The sequence below is a fragment of the Bradyrhizobium sp. UFLA05-125 genome, assembly GCF_059803515.1.
Window position 1 is genome coordinate 13,318 of the sequence record NZ_JBANBJ010000091.1, and the last position, 18,675, is coordinate 31,992.

General features: G+C 64.6%; 16 protein-coding genes and 1 pseudogene. 8 read left to right on the forward strand and 9 right to left on the reverse strand.

The features are described 5' to 3' along the window. Positions 1-56: 56 nt before the first annotated feature. Together SO156_RS40755 and SO156_RS40760 are read right to left on the reverse strand one after the other, a co-directional pair. The gene (locus SO156_RS40755) at positions 57-1,226 is read right to left on the reverse strand and encodes a CmpA/NrtA family ABC transporter substrate-binding protein (protein ID WP_458145306.1); all 1,170 of its coding nucleotides are present in this window, start codon (positions 1,224-1,226) and stop codon (positions 57-59) included. After that, entirely contained in the window at positions 1,223-1,813 is a 591-nt protein-coding gene (locus SO156_RS40760; protein ID WP_458145307.1) for an ANTAR domain-containing response regulator, read from the reverse strand. Before SO156_RS40760 ends, SO156_RS40755 begins: the two co-directional genes overlap by 4 nt. Positions 1,814-1,925: 112 nt before the next feature. On the opposite strand from SO156_RS40760, the gene rimO reads away from it, so the two are divergent. Beyond that, on the forward strand, positions 1,926-3,251 hold the full coding sequence (gene rimO, locus SO156_RS40765; RefSeq protein WP_498538734.1) for a 30S ribosomal protein S12 methylthiotransferase RimO: 1,326 nt from the start codon (positions 1,926-1,928) through the stop codon (positions 3,249-3,251). Between the two features lie 21 nt (positions 3,252-3,272). Here the strand turns inward: rimO and SO156_RS40770 are convergent, their stop codons facing one another. Together SO156_RS40770 and SO156_RS40775 are read right to left on the reverse strand one after the other, a co-directional pair. Further along, on the reverse strand, positions 3,273-4,535 hold the full coding sequence (locus SO156_RS40770; RefSeq protein ID WP_498538735.1) for a methyl-accepting chemotaxis protein: 1,263 nt from the start codon (positions 4,533-4,535) through the stop codon (positions 3,273-3,275). Between the two features lie 85 nt (positions 4,536-4,620). Then, the gene (locus tag SO156_RS40775) at positions 4,621-5,571 is read right to left on the reverse strand and encodes a hypothetical protein (RefSeq protein ID WP_458145310.1); all 951 of its coding nucleotides are present in this window, start codon (positions 5,569-5,571) and stop codon (positions 4,621-4,623) included. Between the two features lie 167 nt (positions 5,572-5,738). On the opposite strand from SO156_RS40775, the pseudogene SO156_RS40780 reads away from it, so the two are divergent. Together SO156_RS40780 and SO156_RS40785 are read left to right on the forward strand one after the other, a co-directional pair. Beyond that, positions 5,739-5,928: pseudogene (locus SO156_RS40780) on the forward strand (hypothetical protein); the annotation flags it as partial. A 279-nt stretch (positions 5,929-6,207) separates the two neighbouring features. Continuing rightward, positions 6,208-7,404, forward strand: coding sequence for an acetylornithine transaminase (locus SO156_RS40785; protein WP_498538736.1), 1,197 nt, complete (start codon positions 6,208-6,210; stop codon positions 7,402-7,404). 74 nt (positions 7,405-7,478) lie between these two features. On the opposite strand, the gene SO156_RS40790 is transcribed toward SO156_RS40785, so the two are convergent. From SO156_RS40790 to pcsA, 3 genes are all read right to left on the reverse strand, one after another. Beyond that, positions 7,479-8,453, reverse strand: a complete 975-nt coding sequence (locus tag SO156_RS40790; RefSeq protein ID WP_458145312.1) for a quinone oxidoreductase family protein — start codon at positions 8,451-8,453, stop codon at positions 7,479-7,481. Between the two features lie 91 nt (positions 8,454-8,544). Beyond that, positions 8,545-9,270 (reverse strand): TerC family protein, encoded by a 726-nt coding sequence (locus SO156_RS40795; RefSeq protein ID WP_458145313.1) that lies wholly within the window; start codon positions 9,268-9,270, stop codon positions 8,545-8,547. Beyond that, positions 9,267-9,992, reverse strand: coding sequence for a phosphatidylcholine synthase (pcsA, locus tag SO156_RS40800; RefSeq protein ID WP_498538737.1), 726 nt, complete (start codon positions 9,990-9,992; stop codon positions 9,267-9,269). Before pcsA ends, SO156_RS40795 begins: the two co-directional genes overlap by 4 nt. Positions 9,993-10,124: 132 nt before the next feature. Between pcsA and SO156_RS40805 the strand changes: the two genes are divergently transcribed. Then, entirely contained in the window at positions 10,125-11,324 is a 1,200-nt protein-coding gene (locus tag SO156_RS40805) for a UbiH/UbiF family hydroxylase (RefSeq protein WP_498538738.1), read from the forward strand. A gap of 51 nt (positions 11,325-11,375) precedes the next feature. Here SO156_RS40805 and SO156_RS40810 read toward each other — a convergent pair whose 3' ends face one another. After that, positions 11,376-12,329: an AEC family transporter gene (locus tag SO156_RS40810; RefSeq protein ID WP_498538739.1), complete on the reverse strand. Its 954-nt coding sequence runs from the start codon at positions 12,327-12,329 to the stop codon at positions 11,376-11,378. A 106-nt stretch (positions 12,330-12,435) separates the two neighbouring features. Between SO156_RS40810 and hspQ the strand changes: the two genes are divergently transcribed. After that, entirely contained in the window at positions 12,436-12,768 is a 333-nt protein-coding gene (hspQ, locus tag SO156_RS40815) for a heat shock protein HspQ (RefSeq protein ID WP_027523411.1), read from the forward strand. A 79-nt stretch (positions 12,769-12,847) separates the two neighbouring features. Here hspQ and SO156_RS40820 read toward each other — a convergent pair whose 3' ends face one another. Further along, positions 12,848-13,660 (reverse strand): invasion associated locus B family protein, encoded by an 813-nt coding sequence (locus SO156_RS40820; protein WP_458145317.1) that lies wholly within the window; start codon positions 13,658-13,660, stop codon positions 12,848-12,850. Between the two features lie 266 nt (positions 13,661-13,926). Between SO156_RS40820 and SO156_RS40825 the strand changes: the two genes are divergently transcribed. The 3 genes from SO156_RS40825 (at position 13,927) to SO156_RS40835 (ending at position 18,580) form a co-directional block, all read left to right on the forward strand. Then, a complete protein-coding gene (locus tag SO156_RS40825; protein WP_498538740.1) occupies positions 13,927-15,744 on the forward strand; it encodes an extracellular solute-binding protein in 1,818 nt (605 codons plus the stop codon). 23 nt (positions 15,745-15,767) lie between these two features. After that, positions 15,768-17,270: an AMP-binding protein gene (locus SO156_RS40830; RefSeq protein WP_498538741.1), complete on the forward strand. Its 1,503-nt coding sequence runs from the start codon at positions 15,768-15,770 to the stop codon at positions 17,268-17,270. 86 nt (positions 17,271-17,356) lie between these two features. Continuing rightward, complete coding sequence (locus SO156_RS40835) at positions 17,357-18,580, forward strand: GGDEF domain-containing protein (RefSeq protein ID WP_458145320.1); 1,224 nt, start codon at positions 17,357-17,359, stop codon at positions 18,578-18,580. Positions 18,581-18,675: the final 95 nt, after the last annotated feature.

Here is an 18,675-nt window from a genome sequence, read left to right on the forward strand (position 1 = left end):
GCAGCAATAGCCCAAAGTTTAAGCTTCAAATGTGGATGCCCAATATTTGGGCTGGCCTAACGGGCGCGCCGCGCGACCTCGAAGGAGGCGAGATAACCGGCCAGATCTTGGGGGTCAAAGGCCGCTCCGGCGAAAGCTCCAAACGAGCCGGCCGAGGCCTCCTTGCCGCTTCCCCCCGGTCCCACCGCAGCATCATAGAGGTCGGGCCGGAACACCGCCATGGCGCTCTTGAGCGCAGCCTCGCTCAGAGCGGTCTGCCCCCAGCGCACCATCTGCGCATAGAGCCAAGCGGCCTGGACCGGATCAGGGCGCCCTGCCCCTTCGCGACCGACCAGGAGATAGCGGCCGCTTTCGCGCAGGGTGCCGTCAGGCGCGATCTTCAGGCGGCCATCAAGGGTCCGCTGGATGACCTCGGCATCGACGCTGATCCGCTCCGGCTGCGCGAGGATGCGCGCGGCCTCGTTGCGGTTGTCGGGATGCTCGATGAAAGCTGCGGCCTTCTCCGCGGCGCGCACCAGCGCGGCCACCACGTCCGGATTCTTCTCCGCCCAGGTCTGGCGCATGGCCAATACCTTCTCCGCGGCACGGACCAGGATGTCGGAGGAGAAATGCAGGATATGGCCGATGCCGAGATCGACCGCGACCGAATTCCAGGGCGCGCCGACGCAGAACGCATCGACATGACCGTTGGCGAGGCTGTCGACCATGTAAGGTGGCGGCAGCACCACGAGGCGCACGTCCTCGTCAGGATCGACGCCTGCCGCCGCCATCCAGAACCGGAGCTGGTAGTTGTGCGTCGAGAACGGGAAGGTCATGCCGAAGGTCAGCGGCTCAGCCCCCGCCTTGCGCCGTTTCGCTACCACGCGCGAAAGCGCTTTGGCGGTCGCCATCGGATCGAAGCGGTCGCCCTCGATCTCCTCCATCAGCGCGGCATGCAGCGCGGGCGAGATCGTGATGGCGTTGCCATTGATGCCGAGGTTGAAGGGAGCCGCGATCGGGACCTTGACGTGACCGAGCCCGAGCGAGGACGCGATCGCTACCGGCGCCAAGAGATGCGCGGCATCGAACAGGCCGATATTGAGCTTGTCGCGGACGTTGGACCACGAGACCTCGCGCACCAGCTCGACCTCGAGCCCTTCGGCCGTGGTAAACCCCTTATCGACCGCGACGATCAGCGCAGCCGCATCGACCAGCGGGATAAACCCTATGCGGAGCGGTCCGGTCATTTCAGCATCTCCGACGCGGTGATGATCGACTGGGCAATCTCGCCGATCTTCTTCTTCTCGCGCATCGCCGTGGAGCGCATCAGCACATAGGCCTCGTCCTCGGTCAGGCCCTTCACCCGCATCAAAATGCCCTTGGCACGCTCGATGATCTTGCGATCCTCGAGCTGCGATTTGGTGCGCTCCAGCTCCTCCTGGAGTTTCGCGAACGCGTTGAAGCGGGACACGCACAGGTCGAGGATCGGCTTGATGCGCTCTTTCTTCAGCCCGTCGACGATGTAGGCGGATACCCCCGCCTCCACGGAGGCCTGGATCGAGGCCGAATCGCTCTGGTCGACAAACATCGCGATCGGCCGGCGCACGGCGCGGCTGACCTGGAACATCTGTTCCAAAACGTCTCGGCTGGGGTTCTCCAGATCGATCAGGATGATATCGGGGTCGACGGCATAGATGCGCGCGAGCAGGCTCTGCATCTCGCTGATATGCAAGACCTGGGTGAAGCCCGCCTCCCGCAACCCCTCCTCGAGGATCGCGGCCCGGATCGGGCTTTCGTCGACAATCACAATTTTAGGCGACTGTTCGGCGCTCATCGCTCACTCACCACCCGGCGAGGCATCCATAGCACGCCGGAGCCCCATGCAAAGGGTTGTAATTGTGGACAATTAGGTCTAGCTGCAAGCGGTCAATCAGGCAGATTTAGGTATGGATCAGACGGCTGCGCCCAAGGTCAGCTTCGTTTCGCTCGGGTGCCCCAAGGCATTGGTGGATTCCGAGCGCATCATCACGCGCCTGCGTGCCGAGGGCTACGAACTCGCCCGCAAGCATGACGGGGCCGATATCGTCATCGTCAACACTTGTGGCTTCCTCGACAGCGCCAAGCAGGAATCGCTCTCGGCGATCGGCGAGGCCATGGCCGAGAACGGCAAGGTGATCGTGACCGGCTGCATGGGCGCCGAGCCCGAGCAGATCGAGCAGGCCTATCCCGGCGTGCTTTCGATTACGGGCCCGCAGCAATACGAATCCGTGCTCGATGCCGTGCACCAGGCGCTGCCGCCGGCACACAATCCGCATCTCGATCTGGTGCCGCCGCAGGGCATCAAGCTCACGCCGCGCCACTACGCCTATCTGAAGATCTCCGAGGGCTGCAACAACCGCTGCACCTTCTGCATCATCCCGAAGCTGCGCGGCGACCTGGTGTCGCGCCCCGCCAACGATGTGCTGCGCGAGGCCGAGCGGTTGGTCGGCGCCGGCGTGAAGGAGTTGCTCGTCATCTCGCAGGACACTTCTGCCTATGGCGTCGACGTGAAATATGCCGAGAGCCCGTGGAAGGACCGCCAGGTCCGCGCCAGATTCCTCGATCTCGCGCGCGAGCTTGGCGAGCTCGGGGCCTGGGTCAGGCTGCAATATGTCTACCCCTACCCGCATGTCGACGAGGTCATCGCGCTGATGACGGAGGGCAAGGTGCTGCCCTATCTCGACATCCCCTTCCAGCACGCGAGCCCCGAGGTCCTCAAAGCGATGAAGCGACCAGCGGCAGAGGACAAGACGCTGGCGCGGATCAAGCGCTGGCGCGACGAATGTCCTGATCTCGCCTTGCGATCGACCTTCATCGTCGGCTTCCCCGGCGAGACCGATGCGGACTTCGCCTATCTGCTCGACTGGCTTGATGAAGCCGAGATCGATCGCGTCGGCTGCTTCAAATACGAACCGGTTGCGGGCGCCACCTCCAACGCGCTGCCCGGCGCCGTGCCGGATGAGGTGAAGCAGCAGCGCTACAACGCGTTGATGGCGCGCCAGCAGAAGATTTCCGCGCGGAGGCTCAAGCGCAAGGTCGGCACCCGGCAGCAGGTCATCATCGACGAGGTCGGCCCGACCGTTGCGAAAGGCCGCTCCAAGGCGGATGCGCCGGAAATCGACGGCGCCGTTTATCTGTCGAGCCGCCGACCCTTGCGCGTCGGTGAGATCGTCACCGCCAAGATCGAGCGTGCCGACGCCTACGATCTGCACGGCAGCGTCGCGGGGTTTTGATCTTCACCAGAGTGCCGCGCGTTACGCAGCGCGCACGGCCTTCAGGAAACCGGCCACCTTGTCGCGCAGCGCAACTGCATGCCGTGACAATTCGCCGGCAGCGCCGAGCATGTCATTGGCAGCAGTGCCCGTGGCATCGATCGTGCGCGTGACGGCATTGATGTTTGCAGCGACCCCGCTGGTGCCCGCCGCTGCCTGGCTCACGGACCGCGCGATCTCCTGCGTCGCGTGCCCCTGTTGCTCGACGGCGATGGCAATCGATTTGCCGATATCGCTGATCTGTCCGATCGTCCCGCCAATTCCCTGGATGGCTGCAACGGTATCGCCCGTTGCCCGTTGCATGGCGCTGATATGGGCGCTGATCTCTTCGGTTGCCTTGGCGGTCTGGCTGGACAGGCTCTTGACCTCGGCTGCAACGACCGCGAAACCGCGACCGGCATCACCGGCTCGCGCTGCCTCGATCGTGGCGTTCAAGGCCAGAAGATTGGTCTGGCTTGCGATCGCATTGATCATCTCGGTGACCGCTCCGATCTTGCCCGCCGCCTCCGACAGGCTCTTCACGAGATTATTGGTGCGTGCTGACGCCTCCACCGCTTCGGCAGCAATGCTCGACGAGGTCGTGACCTGGCGGTTGATCTCGGCCACCGAGCTCGATAGCTCCTCGGTCGCGCCCGCCACCGACTGAACATTCGTCGATGCTTCGGATGATGCAGCTGCGACGGTCGAAACGCGTTGCGCTGCGTTCTCGGCGGTCGAACTGAGCGAGCCCGCCGTCACCTCTACGTCCTTGGCAGCCGACGACACGGCATTGGCAATGGAGCCGATGGTCTCCTCGAATTCGCCGGCAAGTTTGGCGATGGCGCGCTTCTTCTCTTCCCGCGCGGCAATCAGCTCCGATAGGTCCCGTCGATAGCTGATGACGACGGGCTGGCCATCGATCTCCGCGGGAACGAGCGTGACCTGCACCGGTACCATCTGCCCATCCGCTCGGCGCGTGATCCATTCGAAACGGGCGTGGCCGTCCTTCATCGCCCGCGCGAGCGTCTCCTTGACGCACTCCGACGAGCGGCGGCCATCCGCCTGGAATTCGGGAGCCATATCGGCCGGCGAGCGGGACAACAGGTCGGCCTTGCTGCGATAGCCGCCAAATCTGACCGCGGCCTCGTTGCAGGCGATGATCTTGGGTCCCGCCAGCACCATGATCGCATCGACCGAACGTTCGAAAATTGCTTGCCAGATCTGGCCGTCACGATCCTGGCTTGTCTGCCGCCCAAAGAATCTCATCCGCTCCCCCCATTCGAAGCGGACGGTGAATAGCAAGAAAACATTAACCAAACGCTTATTGGACGGCGGGCCGTTCCGGCCGAGGTCAATCAGCAGCCAGCCAGGTCGGCACCCAGCGCTCCGGCCGCGGCGCACGGGCGAGGTCCGCCTTCGCCTCGGACAGTTCCGCCGGGACGTCGTCGATCGTCGGGCGCTCGTCATAGTCGAAGCGGGGCATGACGCGGCCGTCGGCGTAGAGGCCAAAATCCATCGAGTACCAAAGCCCGAGCTCCGGCTGCGCCCTGCGCATGTCGTCGCGCAACTCACGCAGCAACGGCTCGATCGCCTTCTCCTCCTTGAAGGACTGCGGACCGGAACGCATGACGCGCGCCTGATATTGCGCGCCGACGATCGCGACCTTGAACCGTGTCTTGTCCCAGAGATTCTTGCCTTTCGGCAGATGCGCAGCGAGCCGCCAACCGAGTTCGGCCATCATCGTGTGGTTGGCCCAATACTCCTCGCGGTCTCTGCACCACGTCTCCATCCACCGGCGGAAGTCCGGCAGGTCGGGCGAGGATCCTGCCAGCGTTGCCAGATCCTCCGCGCCAAGCCGCGGGGCCAACCAATCTGCAAGCTCGTCGGTTGTCTCGTCTACGTCTTCGTCTGGCAGGAAATCGCTCCATCGGTCTTCGAACTGCTGTAGCGCGATCCTGGCAAGCAGGCTGTCGAGAGACGGCGCGATGATCTCGTGCTCACCTTCCGAGCCCAACACCACGACGGGCGGATTCGCCTGATCGACATCAGTACCATACCATGTGCCGACCTCCGAACCTTCCGGCAGCCGGATGAATAGCCCGAATTTGTCGCGCAGCGGGCTACCGTCGACGATCGGGGCGCTATCGACGAACTGTCCGCGCAGATCGAAGCAGCCGACGCTGCCCCAGGGTCGGCCCTTGAGCCAGACTGCAAAATCAAGCAGCAGGGGCGGCGCCTCGGTGCCGGGCGGAAAGGCTCGGCGGATGCTGTCGACGTCGATGCGATAGGAAGGATCGGACAAGGTGGCGCGCCTGACAGAATGGAGATGTCTACTTGGTCGCGCAGGCCACCGGCCTGGTTCGAACCAAACGGCGCCTGAATAGTACAAACACGCGGGCGTGAAAATGGTTCGACGTGAACGCGATCGATGTAGCCTGAATTTTAGGCTGATCTCAGGGCTTCTGCGGCCAGCTGTTCGCCACGCGCACGTCGCGACTGGCCTCGTGTGGGCGTTCAAGGTGCTGCTCGATCCCTTTCACAACATTGCGCTCTACTACAAATCGCCGCTCGCTCTATACGCGGTGAGCCGATCGACAAGTCGATCGCCGATGCCGATTGGGGCCATGACGACGCCGACGAGCAGCCGCGTTTCACTTGAAGCTAGCGCCGCATTAAGCCGGCTCTCGCGGCGAACCGGCTTGACAAGCCCTGCCCTTCGGCTGTATGGCCGCGCCCCATGATCTCTTCTCGGACCCACCGCCGCGCAGCTTTCCGTCGTCGCACCCGCGACGATGATGGGTTGCGCCATGTCCGACGACGCCGCTGAAGCACTGACATCAGCAGAGTTTTCGAGAAGGCCGCACCCGCAAAGTGCGGCCTTCTCGCTTTTTCGCGCGTCTTTTCCCTGAACCATCCCTGCCCCCAAGAGGAGTCTGACATGACCAACGCTACCCATCCGTATGATGCGCTGATGGACATCACCGCACGGCCGAAGGCCGTGTTCGTCCGCGGCGCGGGCTCCTATCTCTGGGACGACAGCCGCAAGCGCTATCTCGATTTCGTGCAGGGATGGGCGGTCAACTGCCTCGGCCATTCACCGCCGGCGGTTGCCGATGCGCTCGCGGCGCAGGCCAAGCGGCTGCTGACGCCGAGCCCCGCCTTCTACAACGAGCCGAGCCTCAAGCTCGCACAGGCGCTGGTCGAGAACAGCTGTTTCGACCAGGTGTTCTTCGCCAATTCCGGCGCCGAGGCCAATGAGGGCGCCATCAAGCTGGCGCGCAAATATGGCAACGTGAACAAGGGCGGTGCGTTCGAGATCATCACCTTCGGCGGCGGCTTCCACGGCCGTACGCTGGCCACCATGTCGGCCTCGGGCAAAAAGGCTTTTGAGCCACTGTTCGAGCCGAAAGTCTCAGGCTTCAAGAAGGCGACGCTGAACGACATCGCCTCGGTCGAAGCGCTCATCAGCACCAATACCGTGGCCGTGATGCTCGAGCCGATCCAGGGCGAAGCCGGCGTGTGGCCCGCGACCGACAAGTTCCTGCAGGAGCTGCGCGCGCTCACCAAGGCCCATGGCCTTTTGCTGATCTTTGACGAGATCCAGACCGGCATGGGCCGGACCGGAAAGCTCTTCCATTACGAGCATGCCGGGATTGCGCCGGACATCATGACACTCGGCAAGGGCATCGGCGGCGGCGTGCCGCTCGCCGCGCTGCTCGCGACCGAGCACGCCTCATGCTTCGAGCATGGCGATCAAGGCGGCACGTTCAACGGCAACCCCGTGATGTGCGCCGCCGGGCTCGCGGTGCTCGAAGAGGTCGGCAAACCGGAATTTTTGAAAGCCGTCGCCGACACGGGTCTGCTGCTCGAAAGCGAGTTGCAGAAGGTCTCGGCGCGGCACGGGCTTGGCGAGGTGCGCGGTCGCGGCCTGCTTCTGGCGCTCGACCTGAAACTGCCGATCGCATCTGCGATCGTCGCGCAGGCGTTCGCAGAGGGCCTCCTCCTCAACGCACCGCAGGTCGACACGCTACGCTTCATGCCGGCGCTAAACGTGACGCGCGAACAGATTGCCGAGATGATCGATTGCCTGGATGCGATCCTGACCAAGGTCGGGGCTGCACGTCGGGTGGCGTAAGGTTCATACTTGTCGCCTCGTCATGGCCGGGCTTGCCCCGGGCATGACGTCCCTCTTGAACAGCGGCGCTGCGTCTACGGCTTCAAGATTGAAGCGCCCGTGGTGGCACGGCTCTCGAGATCGATATGCGCCTTCGCCGCGTCCTTCAATGCGTAGGCGTGGTTGATCGGCACGTGCAGCTTGCCGCTGATCACGGCGGCGAACAGCGTGTCGGCGCCTTCCAGCAACTCCGAGCGCTTGCCAATATAGTCGTTGAGCTTCGGCCGGGTCGCAAACAGCGAGCCGTGATTGTTGAGCTCGGCGATCGCAAATGGCGGCACGGGGCCTGAGGCATTGCCGAAGGAGACGAACATGCCGCGCGGCTTCAGGCAGGACAGCGAGCCGGGGAAAGTCGCTTTGCCGACGCCGTCATAGACGACGTCGCAGCCCTCGTTGCGGCTGATTTGTTTGACGCGCGCGACGAAATCCTCCTCGTTGTAGAGGATGACGTGGTCGCAGCCATTGGCCTCGGCAAGCTCCGCCTTGTGCCGCGAGCCGACGGTGCCGATCACGTGCGCGCCGAGCGCCCTCGCCCATTGGCAGGCGAGCAGGCCGATGCCGCCGGCGGCGGCATGAATCAGCACGCGATGATGCGGCTCGACCTTGAAGGTCTTGTGCAGGAGATACCAGACGGTGAGCCCCTTGAGCATCAGCACGGCGCCCTGCTCGTAGGTGATGTGGTCGGGCAGCTTGACCAGCCGCTCCCAGGGGATGTTGCGCTCGCCGGTGTAGGCACCGAGATTGTGGTAGTAGGCGACTCGGTCGCCGGGGTGGAAATTCGTCACGCCGGGACCGACCGAGACCACCTCGCCCGCCGCCTCGTTGCCGGCGATGAACGGAAGTTCGGGGGCCTTGTAGAGGCCGGTGCGGAAATAGACGTCGATGAAGTTCAACCCAACCGCGTGCTGGCGGATGCGCACCTCGCCCGGTCCCGGCGCCGGCACCTCGACGCTCTCATAGACCAGGGCTTCGGGACCCCCGACCTGGTGCACGCGGACGGCTTTGGTCATCACCTGACCTCCTCGTTCTTGTTGAGGGCAAGCGAAAGCCATCACGCCTGCCTTGTCAACTCGACGCAAGAAGCGGACCGCACAAACCCGGCTATTTGCCGACCTTCTTCCGATTGCGCTTGGCCAGCACATTGAAGAACTCGACCGCCGCCGAGAACGCAATTGCGAAGTAGATGTAGCCGCGCGGAATGTGAAACTTGAATCCATCCGCCACCAGCGCGACGCCGATCAGCACCAAAAATGCCAGCGCCAGCATCTTGGTGGTGGGATGCTCGGCGACGAATCGCGCCACCGGTCCGGAGGAAATGTACATCACGAGGCAGGCGATCACGACAGCCGCGATCATGATCTCGAGGTCCTGCGCCATGCCGATCGCGGTGATGATGGAATCCAGCGAGAACACGATGTCGATGACGACGATCTGGGCGATTACCCAGAAGAAGGCGCGGCGCCCGGAATTGTCCCCGCCCTCCTCGTCATCCGCATCAACCTCGGCATGGATCTCGTGGGTCGCTTTCGCGATCAGGAACAGGCCGCCGCCTATCAGGATGAGGTCGCGCCAGGAGAAATCGTAACCCCTGAACGAGAACACCGGCTGGGTCAGGCCGATCAGCCAGACCAAGACGCTGAGCAGGATGATGCGAAACACCAGGGCCAACGCGAGCCCGATCTGGCGGGCGCGGTGCGCCTGTTTGTCGGGGATGCGCGAGACGATCACGGACAGGAAGATGACGTTGTCGATGCCGAGCACGATCTCGAGCGAGGTCAAGGTGAGAAGCGCGGCCCAGGCTTCCGGGCTGGTGATGAGATGCATCATGCGAAGGATCTAACCATCCTGATCACGGCGTCGCTGCCGACAATCCAGAGCGCGATCGCGCACAGCGCGATCTTCGCGACGGTGCCGACCTGGAAATCCATCTCCAGGGCATAGAGGCCAAGCGCGGCCCAGATCACGATCAGCGACATGGTCAGCCAGCGCAGGCGCACCACGCGGACCGGATGCAGCACGTGGAAGGGAACGAAGGTCAGGACGACCAGCGCCGCAACCAGCAGCGTCGACCACAGCGGCGGCCAGTGCAGCAGGAACAGATAGAACGCCGCAGCGTTCCACAGCGCCGGAAAGCCGCGGAAGTGATTGTCCTCGGCCTTCATGCGCAGATCGGCGAAATACAGCGCGCTGGTGACGATGATGGCGACGCCGAGCAGCGGTGCCGCGACCGGCAGCAGCAGGCCGCTCGCCACGATCGCATAGGCCGGCACGAATACATAGGTGACGAAATCGACCACGAGGTCGAGCACGTCGCCGGACCAGTTTGGCTGCACGTTCTTGACGTTCAGCCTGCGCGCGATCGGCCCGTCGATCGCGTCGATGATGAGGGCGACGCCGAGCCATTGAAACATCGCCGCCCAATGTTCGCGCACAGCCTCCAGCATCGCCAGCAGCGCCACCGCGCCACCGAACGCCGTGAAGATATGCACCGAGAAGGCCGCAGCGCGGGCCGCCGGCGTGGGGTTGAGAGAATCCTGCGGGGTATCCATGGCTGGCGCAGTGCTATCAGAATGAGAACGATTTGCACATAAGCCGCGGCGACATCCGGCCGCGCAATTCGCGACAAATTCGCGCGAAACAAGCGGCTTGAATTTGCCGCCGGGCATGTCAAATGTCCGGGCATGACAGATCTAGCAGCACCTTTTCTAGCAGCACCTTTTGACGTGGCCGTGATCGGCGGTGGGCCGGCAGGCCTCGCCGCCGCCATCGCGCTCGCGGAGACCGGCGCACGCACCGCGCTGGTGGCGCGGCGCACGCCCTATTCCGACAACCGCACCACCGCGCTGCTCGGCGGGTCCGTTGAATTTTTGGACCGGCTCGGGGTCTGGTCGCGCTGCAGCAACAAGGCCATGCCGCTCGAGGCGATGCGGCTCGTCGACGACACCGGCCGCCTGATCCGCGCGCCGGAGGTGCGCTTCTCCTGCGATGAAATCGGGCTTGACGCGTTCGGCTACAACATCGACAACCGCTCGCTGATGCTGGCGCTGGAGGCGCGCGCCACCGAGCTTGCTAATCTCGTTCGCTTCGATGACGAGGCCGACAGCGTCCGTACCGAGGCCGAGGATGTCGCGATCCACACCGCCGCGGGGCAGTATTTGGCGGCGCGCCTCGTGGTCGGCGCCGACGGCCGGCACTCGCTATGCCGAGAGGCCGCCGGCATCGACGTCACGCGGCGCGATTTGAAGCAGACGGCGCTGACCTTCAACGTCAACCATTCGCGTCCGCATCGCAACGTCTCGACCGAGTTCCACACGCCGCACGGGCCTTGCGTGTTCGTGCCGCTGCCGGGCGATCGTTGCAGCATCGTCTGGGTGGCCTCGCCTGCGGAAGCCGAGCGGCTCAGAGCCCTGAGCGACGAGGAGCTCTCGACGGCGATCGAAAAACAATCGCATTTCATCCTGGGCCGCATGAGCGTGGAACCCGGCCGCAACCTGTTTCCGCTGGCGATCGAGCGGCCGAAATCTTTCGCCCGCGACCGCATTGCGCTCGTGGGCGAAGCGGCCCATGTGGTTCCCCCGATCGGCGCGCAAGGCCTTAATCTCGGCTTACGGGATGCCGCCGATATCGCAAGGCTCGCCGGAGAGGCGGTCGCGGCAGGCCGGGATCCCGGTGCGGACGAGGTGCTCGACCGCTACGACTGGGCCCGCCGTCCGGACATTCTGAGCCGGACCTTCATGATCGATATGGCGAACCGTTCACTGCTGAACGATTTTCTGCCGCTGCAGCCGGTCCGCGCCGTCGGCATGCACCTGCTGGGCGCCATCGGCCCGTTGCGGCGCCTCGCGATGCGTGAAGGGTTGGCGCCGACCTGGCGACGATAACTTTGGCGACGGTAACGTTGGCGACGGTAATTTGGCGGCGCTAACCGCGTCTTACGGAAACGCCAGCCGTCCGGTCTGGATAAACCACATCACGCTGGTCAGCGTGATCACCGAGGCAAACGTCCCGAGCAGCACCGCAACCGATGCGGATTCGATCCAGGCGTCATTCTGCCGCGCGATGACGAACACGTTCAGCGCCGGCGGCAGCGAGGCCATCAGCACTGCGGTTGCGGCCCAGGGCTGCGCGAACGGGCCGAACACGAGCATCAGCGCGAATGATGCGAGCGGATGGATCAGGAGTTTTACCGCGATCACGCCGGGCACCTCCCAGGGTACGCGATCGAACGGCCGCAGCGCCACGGTGACGCCGAGCACGAACAGCGCGGTGGGAGCCGCGGCATTTTGCAGGAAGGTGATGGTGCGATCGAGCGCGACCGGCAACTCGATATGGAGTGCCGCGACCGCCGCGCCAAAGCAGGCCGACATGATCAGCGGGCTGAGCAGGATCTGCTTCAGCACGACGCCGAAGGCGTGCAGGATCGAGGGATGATCGCGGTCGGAGAGTTCGATCAGGAGCGGTACGATCGTGAACAGGAAGATGCTGTCGCAGCAGAAGATCAGCGCGGTCGGCGCCGCCGCCTTCGCTCCGAGCACCGCAAGCGCGAGCCCCGGGCCCATATACCCGATATTGCCGTAGCCGCCGGAGAGTCCCGCAAGCGTCGCTTCGCGCAGCGACAGCCGGCCAACGACCTTCCCGACCAGGAGCGCAATGCTGAACGCCGCAACCGTCGACAGCGTGGTCGCGACCAGAAACGGCGGGTTGTTGAGTTCGGAGAACGGCGTCTTCGACATGATCGCAAAGAGCAGCGCCGGCAACGACACGTAGAGCAGGAAGAAGTTCATCCAGGCGAGGCCTGATTCCGGCAGGGACTTGGCCTTGCCGCAGGCGAAACCGACGAAGATCAGGCCGAAATAAGGTAGGGCCAGATTGAGGATATCGACCATTTATGAAGTGATTTCTAAGGCAATCGGGGCTATCCGCCCGCCCTCTGCGGGTTAATTCCAAGCAAGGGCACTAGCATCGGCCACAATCCTGGTCTATCGACGAACCATGATTAAAGCGCGGACCGCCAAATTCCAGATCGGACAGGTCGTGCGCCACCGGATCTTCTCGTTCCGGGGCGTGATCTTCGACATCGATCCGGAATTCAACAACACCGAGGAATGGTGGCTGTCGATCCCTGAGGAGGTCCGGCCGCACAAGGACCAGCCGTTCTACCATCTGCTGGCGGAAAACGCCGAGTCGGAATACGTCGCCTATGTCTCCGAGCAGAACCTGTTGCCGGACGATTCCGGCGAGCCGATTCGGCATTCGCAGGTCGCCGAGATATTTGTGAAGGACAAGTCGGGCGGTTATCGCCCGCGCAATCCCTCGCTCAACTGATCCCTTTCGAATTCGGCCAATCAGGCCAATAAAAAAGGCGCTCAATCGAGCGCCTTTTTCGTGTTCTACGTCGGTCCGATTACTTCTGGGCCGAAGGTGCGGGCGTCGCCTGACCGCTCTGCTCGAGCTTCTTGCGCTGCTCGTCGGCCTTCTTCTGAAGCTCTTCCTGGAGCTTCTTCTGGTTCTCTTCGAACACCTTCGGATCGGTCGGCGGACCGTCATAGGCCTTGGCGAACTCGCCGGCCAGCGGCAGCGGCAGCGTCAGCGGCGCGCCATTGGCGTTGATCGCTTGAACCACCAGGTTCTGGCCTTTCTTCAGGTTGTTGATCAGGTCGGCGGTCGCCTCATAGTCCGACATGCAGCCGTTGGCGAAGCAGATCACGTAGGGGCTCTGCAGCGGCGGATTGTTGTCGACGATGATGCGGGTGCCGTGCACGAGCTGCATGCCCAGCGGCAGCGTGACGCGAAGGATTTTCTTCGGCTCGCCTTCCGGCTCGATGATCACGGCGGCGATCACCGGCTGGCCGGACTCGATGCGGCCGTCCTTGCCGGTGAAGCAGACCTGCTTGGCGTTGGCGTCCTGGCCCTTCAGGCAGAACTTGGTCCAGGGCGCGTAGATCAGCTGGACCTGCTGCTGTTGCTGGTCAGCGGGCGGAGCGCCGGCCGGCGGAGCGCCAGCGGCCGGTGCCTGGGCCTGCGGCGCCGGTGCGGCAGGCGCAGGCGCCTTGGGAGCTGCCTTCGGCGCGGCCTTGGGAGCAGCCTTCGGCGCCGCCGGAGCGGGCGTTGCGGTCTGCGCCTGAGCGGCGGATGGAACAGCCAGCGCCGAAACCGTCAACAGGGCGAGAAGGCGCCCGCGCGGCCGGACCGACGCGGCCAAAATACGAAAATTCATTGCGGAAAACCCTTTCTGAACGGGAAGTGCCCGAACCGCTCCTAAGCACCGATACCGAGCCGCCTTGGCGCGGCTGTCTCCCCATCAATAGAGGCGGAAACGTGACAAGTTCGACGCTCCTGCGCGATTGCCCGCCTTCTTAACGTGGCGGACGAAAAGATCAATGCCGACAAGCATGTTTGAAGTGGGCAGAGAGGCCTAAGACGAAGGCCTATGCTAGGGTTTGGGCGTGATCGGTCCCCGAATCAATCCGCGCGCCGTTGTTCATGTCTAAGAGCCTGCGCTTAGCCGCCGCGGTCTGGGTGGCGGTTGCTCTCGCCGGCTTGACGTCCGTTCCGGCGAAGGCGGCCGAAAGCTACGCTATTGCCATGCATGGCAAGCCGGCGCTGCCACCCGATTTCACCCATATGCCCTACGCCAACCCCGATGCGCCCAAGGGAGGCCGGCTGATTTGGTCGGTGCTCGGAACCTTCGACAGCCTCAATCCATTCATCGTCAGGGGCATCGCGGTCCAGCAAGTTCGCAGCTACGTCATCGAAAGCCTGCTGGCACGCGGCAATGACGAGGCCTTCACGCTGTATGGCCTGCTCGCCAGGACGGTCGAGACCGACAACGACCGGACTTACGTGACATTCCACATCGATCCGCGGGCGCGGTTCTCTGACGGTACGCCGGTGCTCGCCGATGACGTCCTGTTCTCCTGGCAGCTCCTGCGCGACCATGGCCGGCCCAACCACCGGCAATATTATGCCAAGGTCGCCAAGGCGGAGGCGCCGGATCCCCTCACCGTGCGCTTCGATCTCGCGGGAGCCAGTGACCGGGAACTGCCGCTGATCCTCGGGTTGATGCCGATCCTGCCCAGGCACACCGTCGACGTTGCGACCTTCGAGGAGACGAAGATGAACGGCCCGGTCGGCTCGGGCCCCTATCGCGTCGGCGCGGTCAAACCCGGCACCAGCGTGACGCTGACCCGCAATCCCGACTATTGGGGCCGCGACCTGCCGGTCAATCGCGGCCTCTACAATTTCGATGAGATCAGGCTCGATTATTATCGCGAGGCCAACGGTCAGTTCGAAGCCTTCAAGCGCGGCCTCTACGACTTTCGCGTCGAGACCGAGCCGCTGCGCTGGCACGACGCTTACGACTTTCCCGCCGTCAGAAGCGGCGAAGTGATCCGCGACACCTTCAAGCCGGGTGTGCCGCAGCCCTCGGAATTTCTGGTATTCAACACCCGTCGTCCGATGTTTGCCGACATCCGGGTGCGCCAGGCGTTGACGCTGCTGTTCGACTTCGAGCTGGTCAACCGCAGCTATTTCTTCGGGCTCTATTCGCGCGTGGCTGGCTACTTCGCGGGCTCGGACCTGTCGGCCTATGGCCGCCCCGCCGACGCGCGCGAGCAGGAACTTCTGAAGCCATACGCGGCGCGAATCCGGCCGGACGTCATGGACGGCAGCTACCGCCTGCCGGTGACCGACGGCTCGGGGCGTGACCGCGCCACGCTGCGCGCGGCACTGAAGCTGCTCTCGGAGGCGGGCTACGATCTCGACGGCACGGTGCTGCGCAATCGCGCGACGAAAGCGCCCTTCACCTTCGAGATCCTCGTGAGCACGCGCGACCAGGAGCGCATTGCGCTCTCCTTCGCGCGTGACCTCAAGCGCGCCGGCATCGAGCCGACCGTGCGTTCGGTCGATCCGGTGCAATTCGACCAGCGCCGGCTCGGCTACGAATTCGACATGATCCAGAACCGCTGGGACCAGTCGCTCTCGCCGGGCAACGAGCAGTCGTTTTACTGGGGCAGCGCGGCCGCCGACAATCCCGGCACCCGCAACTACATGGGCGCGAAGGACCCGGCCGTCGACGCAATGATCGCGGCCCTGCTGGAGGCGCGCGATCACGCGGATTTCGTCTCCGCCGTCCGGGCCCTCGACCGCGCCCTGATCGCCGGCTTCTACACGATCCCCCTGTTTAACGTATCGGAGCAATGGATCGCGCGCTGGAATCGGATAGAACTGCCATCGGCTACCGCGTTGTCCGGTTATCTGCCGGAGACTTGGTGGCAGAAGGCGGACGCCCCGAGCAAGTAACAAGGCAACCAGCAAGCGACGTGATGCACCAGCCAGCCGTATCGCCGACGCTCGACACGCTGTTCCAGCGGACGCTGGCGCGCCAGCCGCATGCGCCGGCGCTGTACGATCCCCTCAACAAGATTCGCATCGCCGGGCATCTGCCCAGGCGCTTGACCTATGCCGAAGCCGATCGGGCGATCGAGGCGCTGTCGGCCCATTTCGTCGAATCCGGCCTGCCGGCCAACTCCGTCATCGCCGTGCAACTGCCGAACACGGTCGAGTTCGTGCTCACGGTGCTCGCGGCCCATCGCGCCGGCCTCGTCGTCGCCGTGCTGCCGCTCTTGTGGCGGCACGCGGAGCTCACCGCAGCGCTCAACCGCACTGCGGCGCGTGCGATCGTCACCATGAGCAAAGTCGACGGTGTGATCTACGCCGATCTCGCCATGCATGCCGCGGCAGAAGCCTTCTCCATCCGTCACGTCTTCGGCTTCGGTACCGATCTGCCGGAAGGCATGGCCTCGCTCGACGATGTTCTTTCGCGCGCGCCCGGCACGACACGCAGCGTCATCCAGGACGGCCGCAAGGCGGCGATGATCTCCTTCGACGTCACTGCGGAAGGCTTTCGTCCGGTGCCGCGACCGCATTTCAGCATCATCGCGGGCGGGCTCGCGATGTCGCTCGAAGCCGACATTCCGCAGGGCGCGACCATCATGTCGGCATTCACGCCGATGTCGTTTGCGGGCCTCGCCTCCTCGCTTGCGATCTGGCTGCTCTCCGGCGGAACGCTGGCGCTGCATCATCCCTTCGACAGCGAGGTCCTGGAGCAGCAAATCAACGAGCAGGGCTGCGAGGTGCTGATCGCACCCGCGCCGCTCGCCTTGCGGCTCGGCGAGGCCGATCTCGCGGCGCGGATGCCGGGTTTGCGTAACGTCATCGGCCTGTGGCGCGCACCGGAGCAGGTCGCGGCGAGCGATGCCTGGATCGCGCCACACGCGCCACTGACGGACGTCTATTTGTTCGGCGAGGCCGGCTTGTTCGGGGCGCGGCGCGGCGAGGACGGCATGCCCGTGGCGGTGATGCCGGGACCGCATGGCGCCCCGCGCGAGCAGTCCGGCGCCTCGGTCGCCGGCGAGATCCTGCTGACGCCAAAGGGTACGCTCGGCCTGCGCGGGCCGATGGTACCGATCGCGGCTTACGCCCCGCCGCAACCGGTCGGCGACACGTTGACGGCGCAGCCGCCGCGCGACTACATCGACACCGGCTATGCCGCCCGTCTCGATCGCCCGAGCGGCGCGATCTGCATCACTGCGCCCCCCTCCGGCATCATGGCGGTCGGCGGCTACCGCTTCCTGTCCAACGACTTGCAGGAATGGGCGCGCCGGCTCGGCCAGGGTGCGCTGCTCACGGCGCTGCCTGACCGGCTCTCCGGACACCGTCTGGCCGGGCGCGCCCAGGACAATGCAAGGGCACGCGAGGCCCTCAGCGAACTTGGGCTTAACCCCCTGATGGTCGAGGCTTTTCGCGACCGCACCGGACCCGGTTGAAGCGCTTTTCACTGCCTCCGTTGACCCGGCATTAAGACGGCCCAACTAGATTGCGCAGCATTTCGTGTGCGTAGTTAGAGCTTGAGATGTCCCAGGCGGGCCCGATCCTCTTTGTGTCCAATGCCCAACGGCCGGCCTTCATTTCGGCGCTCGACGAGCCCCGGCTTTTTCCCGTCATCGACAGCGATTGGGCGAGCGCGGCACGCGCCATCGAGGATGTCCAGCCGGCCGCCGTCGTCGCAGCGCTTGCCGGTGGACATGAGCCGCATCTCGCCGCGGTCGCAAGCGCGATCGCTGGCCAGATGCTCTATCTGCCCCTCATCATCGTCGATCCCCAGACAGCCCTGCCCCATAACGCGCTGCCGTTCACGCTGCGCGGCAACGATTCCGACCGCCTCATCGCGCGACTGCGCGCCGCGATGCGCGTCCGCACGCTGCACGCGACCGTGCTGCGTCGCCTGCCGGAGGCAAAGGTCTCGCTGCCCGACTCCGACCCCGCGCGCGATGCCACCGTGCTGCTGATCGGCCGCGGCTCCGCCTATCCGGCGCTGTCGGTCGCGCTTGGCGAGCGCATGGGCGTGATCGGGGCTCTCAGCATCGAAGCCGCAGCAAAGCATCTCAACACCCGCGACATCGACGGCGTCGTGCTCGCTGAAGGCTTTACCGCACGCGTTGCCGACGCTTTCCTCACGGTGCTCGCGGAAGACAGCCGCTTCCGCAACATGCCCGTGATCGTAACCGCGCATCAGCTCACCCAAACTTACGACCTGCCGAACCTCGAACTCGTCTCCAGCGAGCCGGCACAGATCGCGGCCAACGCATTGCCGCTGATCCGTCAGCACGCGATGGAGGCGCAGTTCAGCCGCACGCTGCGCTCGATCGACGCCGGCGGCTGGCTCGATCCGCGCAGCGGCCTGCTCACGCCGGAAGCCTTTGCCCGCGATTTTTCCAAAGCGGTCGAGCAGACGCTCGCGCGCGGCGGCGGCCTGTCGGTGGCGCGCTTTGCTTTCGCTGCTGGCAATCCACGCGCGCAGCTCGATGCCGCGCGGATCCTGAGCCGGCTGATGCGACAGATGGATTTTGGCGCTGCGCAGAAGGATGGCTCCGTCGTCGTGGTGTTCGCGGAGACCGACTTCCGGACCGCCCATATGATCGCCCGCCGCCTCTCCGCCGTCATGCGTCACACTTCGAACGGCAAGCGCGAACCGCGCAGCGAGCCCGTCGTCAGCGTGGATTCGCTGTCGCCATCGGATACCGCGAGATCGCTACTCGCCCGACTCTCGGCAGAAGCGCCGCGCGCGGCCTCGTAGCCAAAGATCTCCGGCGCCGTAGCAACCATTAAACGCCGAGGGTTTTTTCAGTCCACGGCGTTCCCCGTTGCACGACGGTGTTGGCGTAGATCAGC

Bases quoted from the DNA above. Each gene is read 5' to 3' on its own strand.
- SO156_RS40755 (WP_458145306.1), bottom strand. From the start codon at position 1,226: ATGACCGGACCGCTCCGCATAGGGTTTATCCCGCTGGTCGATGCGGCT.
- SO156_RS40760 (WP_458145307.1), bottom strand. From the start codon at position 1,813: ATGAGCGCCGAACAGTCGCCTAAAATTGTGATTGTCGACGAAAGCCCG.
- rimO (WP_498538734.1), top strand. From the start codon at position 1,926: ATGGATCAGACGGCTGCGCCCAAGGTCAGCTTCGTTTCGCTCGGGTGC.
- SO156_RS40770 (WP_498538735.1), bottom strand. From the start codon at position 4,535: ATGAGATTCTTTGGGCGGCAGACAAGCCAGGATCGTGACGGCCAGATC.
- SO156_RS40785 (WP_498538736.1), top strand. From the start codon at position 6,208: ATGACCAACGCTACCCATCCGTATGATGCGCTGATGGACATCACCGCA.
- SO156_RS40790 (WP_458145312.1), bottom strand. From the start codon at position 8,453: ATGACCAAAGCCGTCCGCGTGCACCAGGTCGGGGGTCCCGAAGCCCTG.
- SO156_RS40795 (WP_458145313.1), bottom strand. From the start codon at position 9,270: ATGATGCATCTCATCACCAGCCCGGAAGCCTGGGCCGCGCTTCTCACC.
- pcsA (WP_498538737.1), bottom strand. From the start codon at position 9,992: ATGGATACCCCGCAGGATTCTCTCAACCCCACGCCGGCGGCCCGCGCT.
- SO156_RS40805 (WP_498538738.1), top strand. From the start codon at position 10,125: ATGACAGATCTAGCAGCACCTTTTCTAGCAGCACCTTTTGACGTGGCC.
- SO156_RS40810 (WP_498538739.1), bottom strand. From the start codon at position 12,329: ATGGTCGATATCCTCAATCTGGCCCTACCTTATTTCGGCCTGATCTTC.
- hspQ (WP_027523411.1), top strand. From the start codon at position 12,436: ATGATTAAAGCGCGGACCGCCAAATTCCAGATCGGACAGGTCGTGCGC.
- SO156_RS40820 (WP_458145317.1), bottom strand. From the start codon at position 13,660: ATGAATTTTCGTATTTTGGCCGCGTCGGTCCGGCCGCGCGGGCGCCTT.
- SO156_RS40825 (WP_498538740.1), top strand. From the start codon at position 13,927: ATGTCTAAGAGCCTGCGCTTAGCCGCCGCGGTCTGGGTGGCGGTTGCT.
- SO156_RS40830 (WP_498538741.1), top strand. From the start codon at position 15,768: ATGCACCAGCCAGCCGTATCGCCGACGCTCGACACGCTGTTCCAGCGG.
- SO156_RS40835 (WP_458145320.1), top strand. From the start codon at position 17,357: ATGTCCCAGGCGGGCCCGATCCTCTTTGTGTCCAATGCCCAACGGCCG.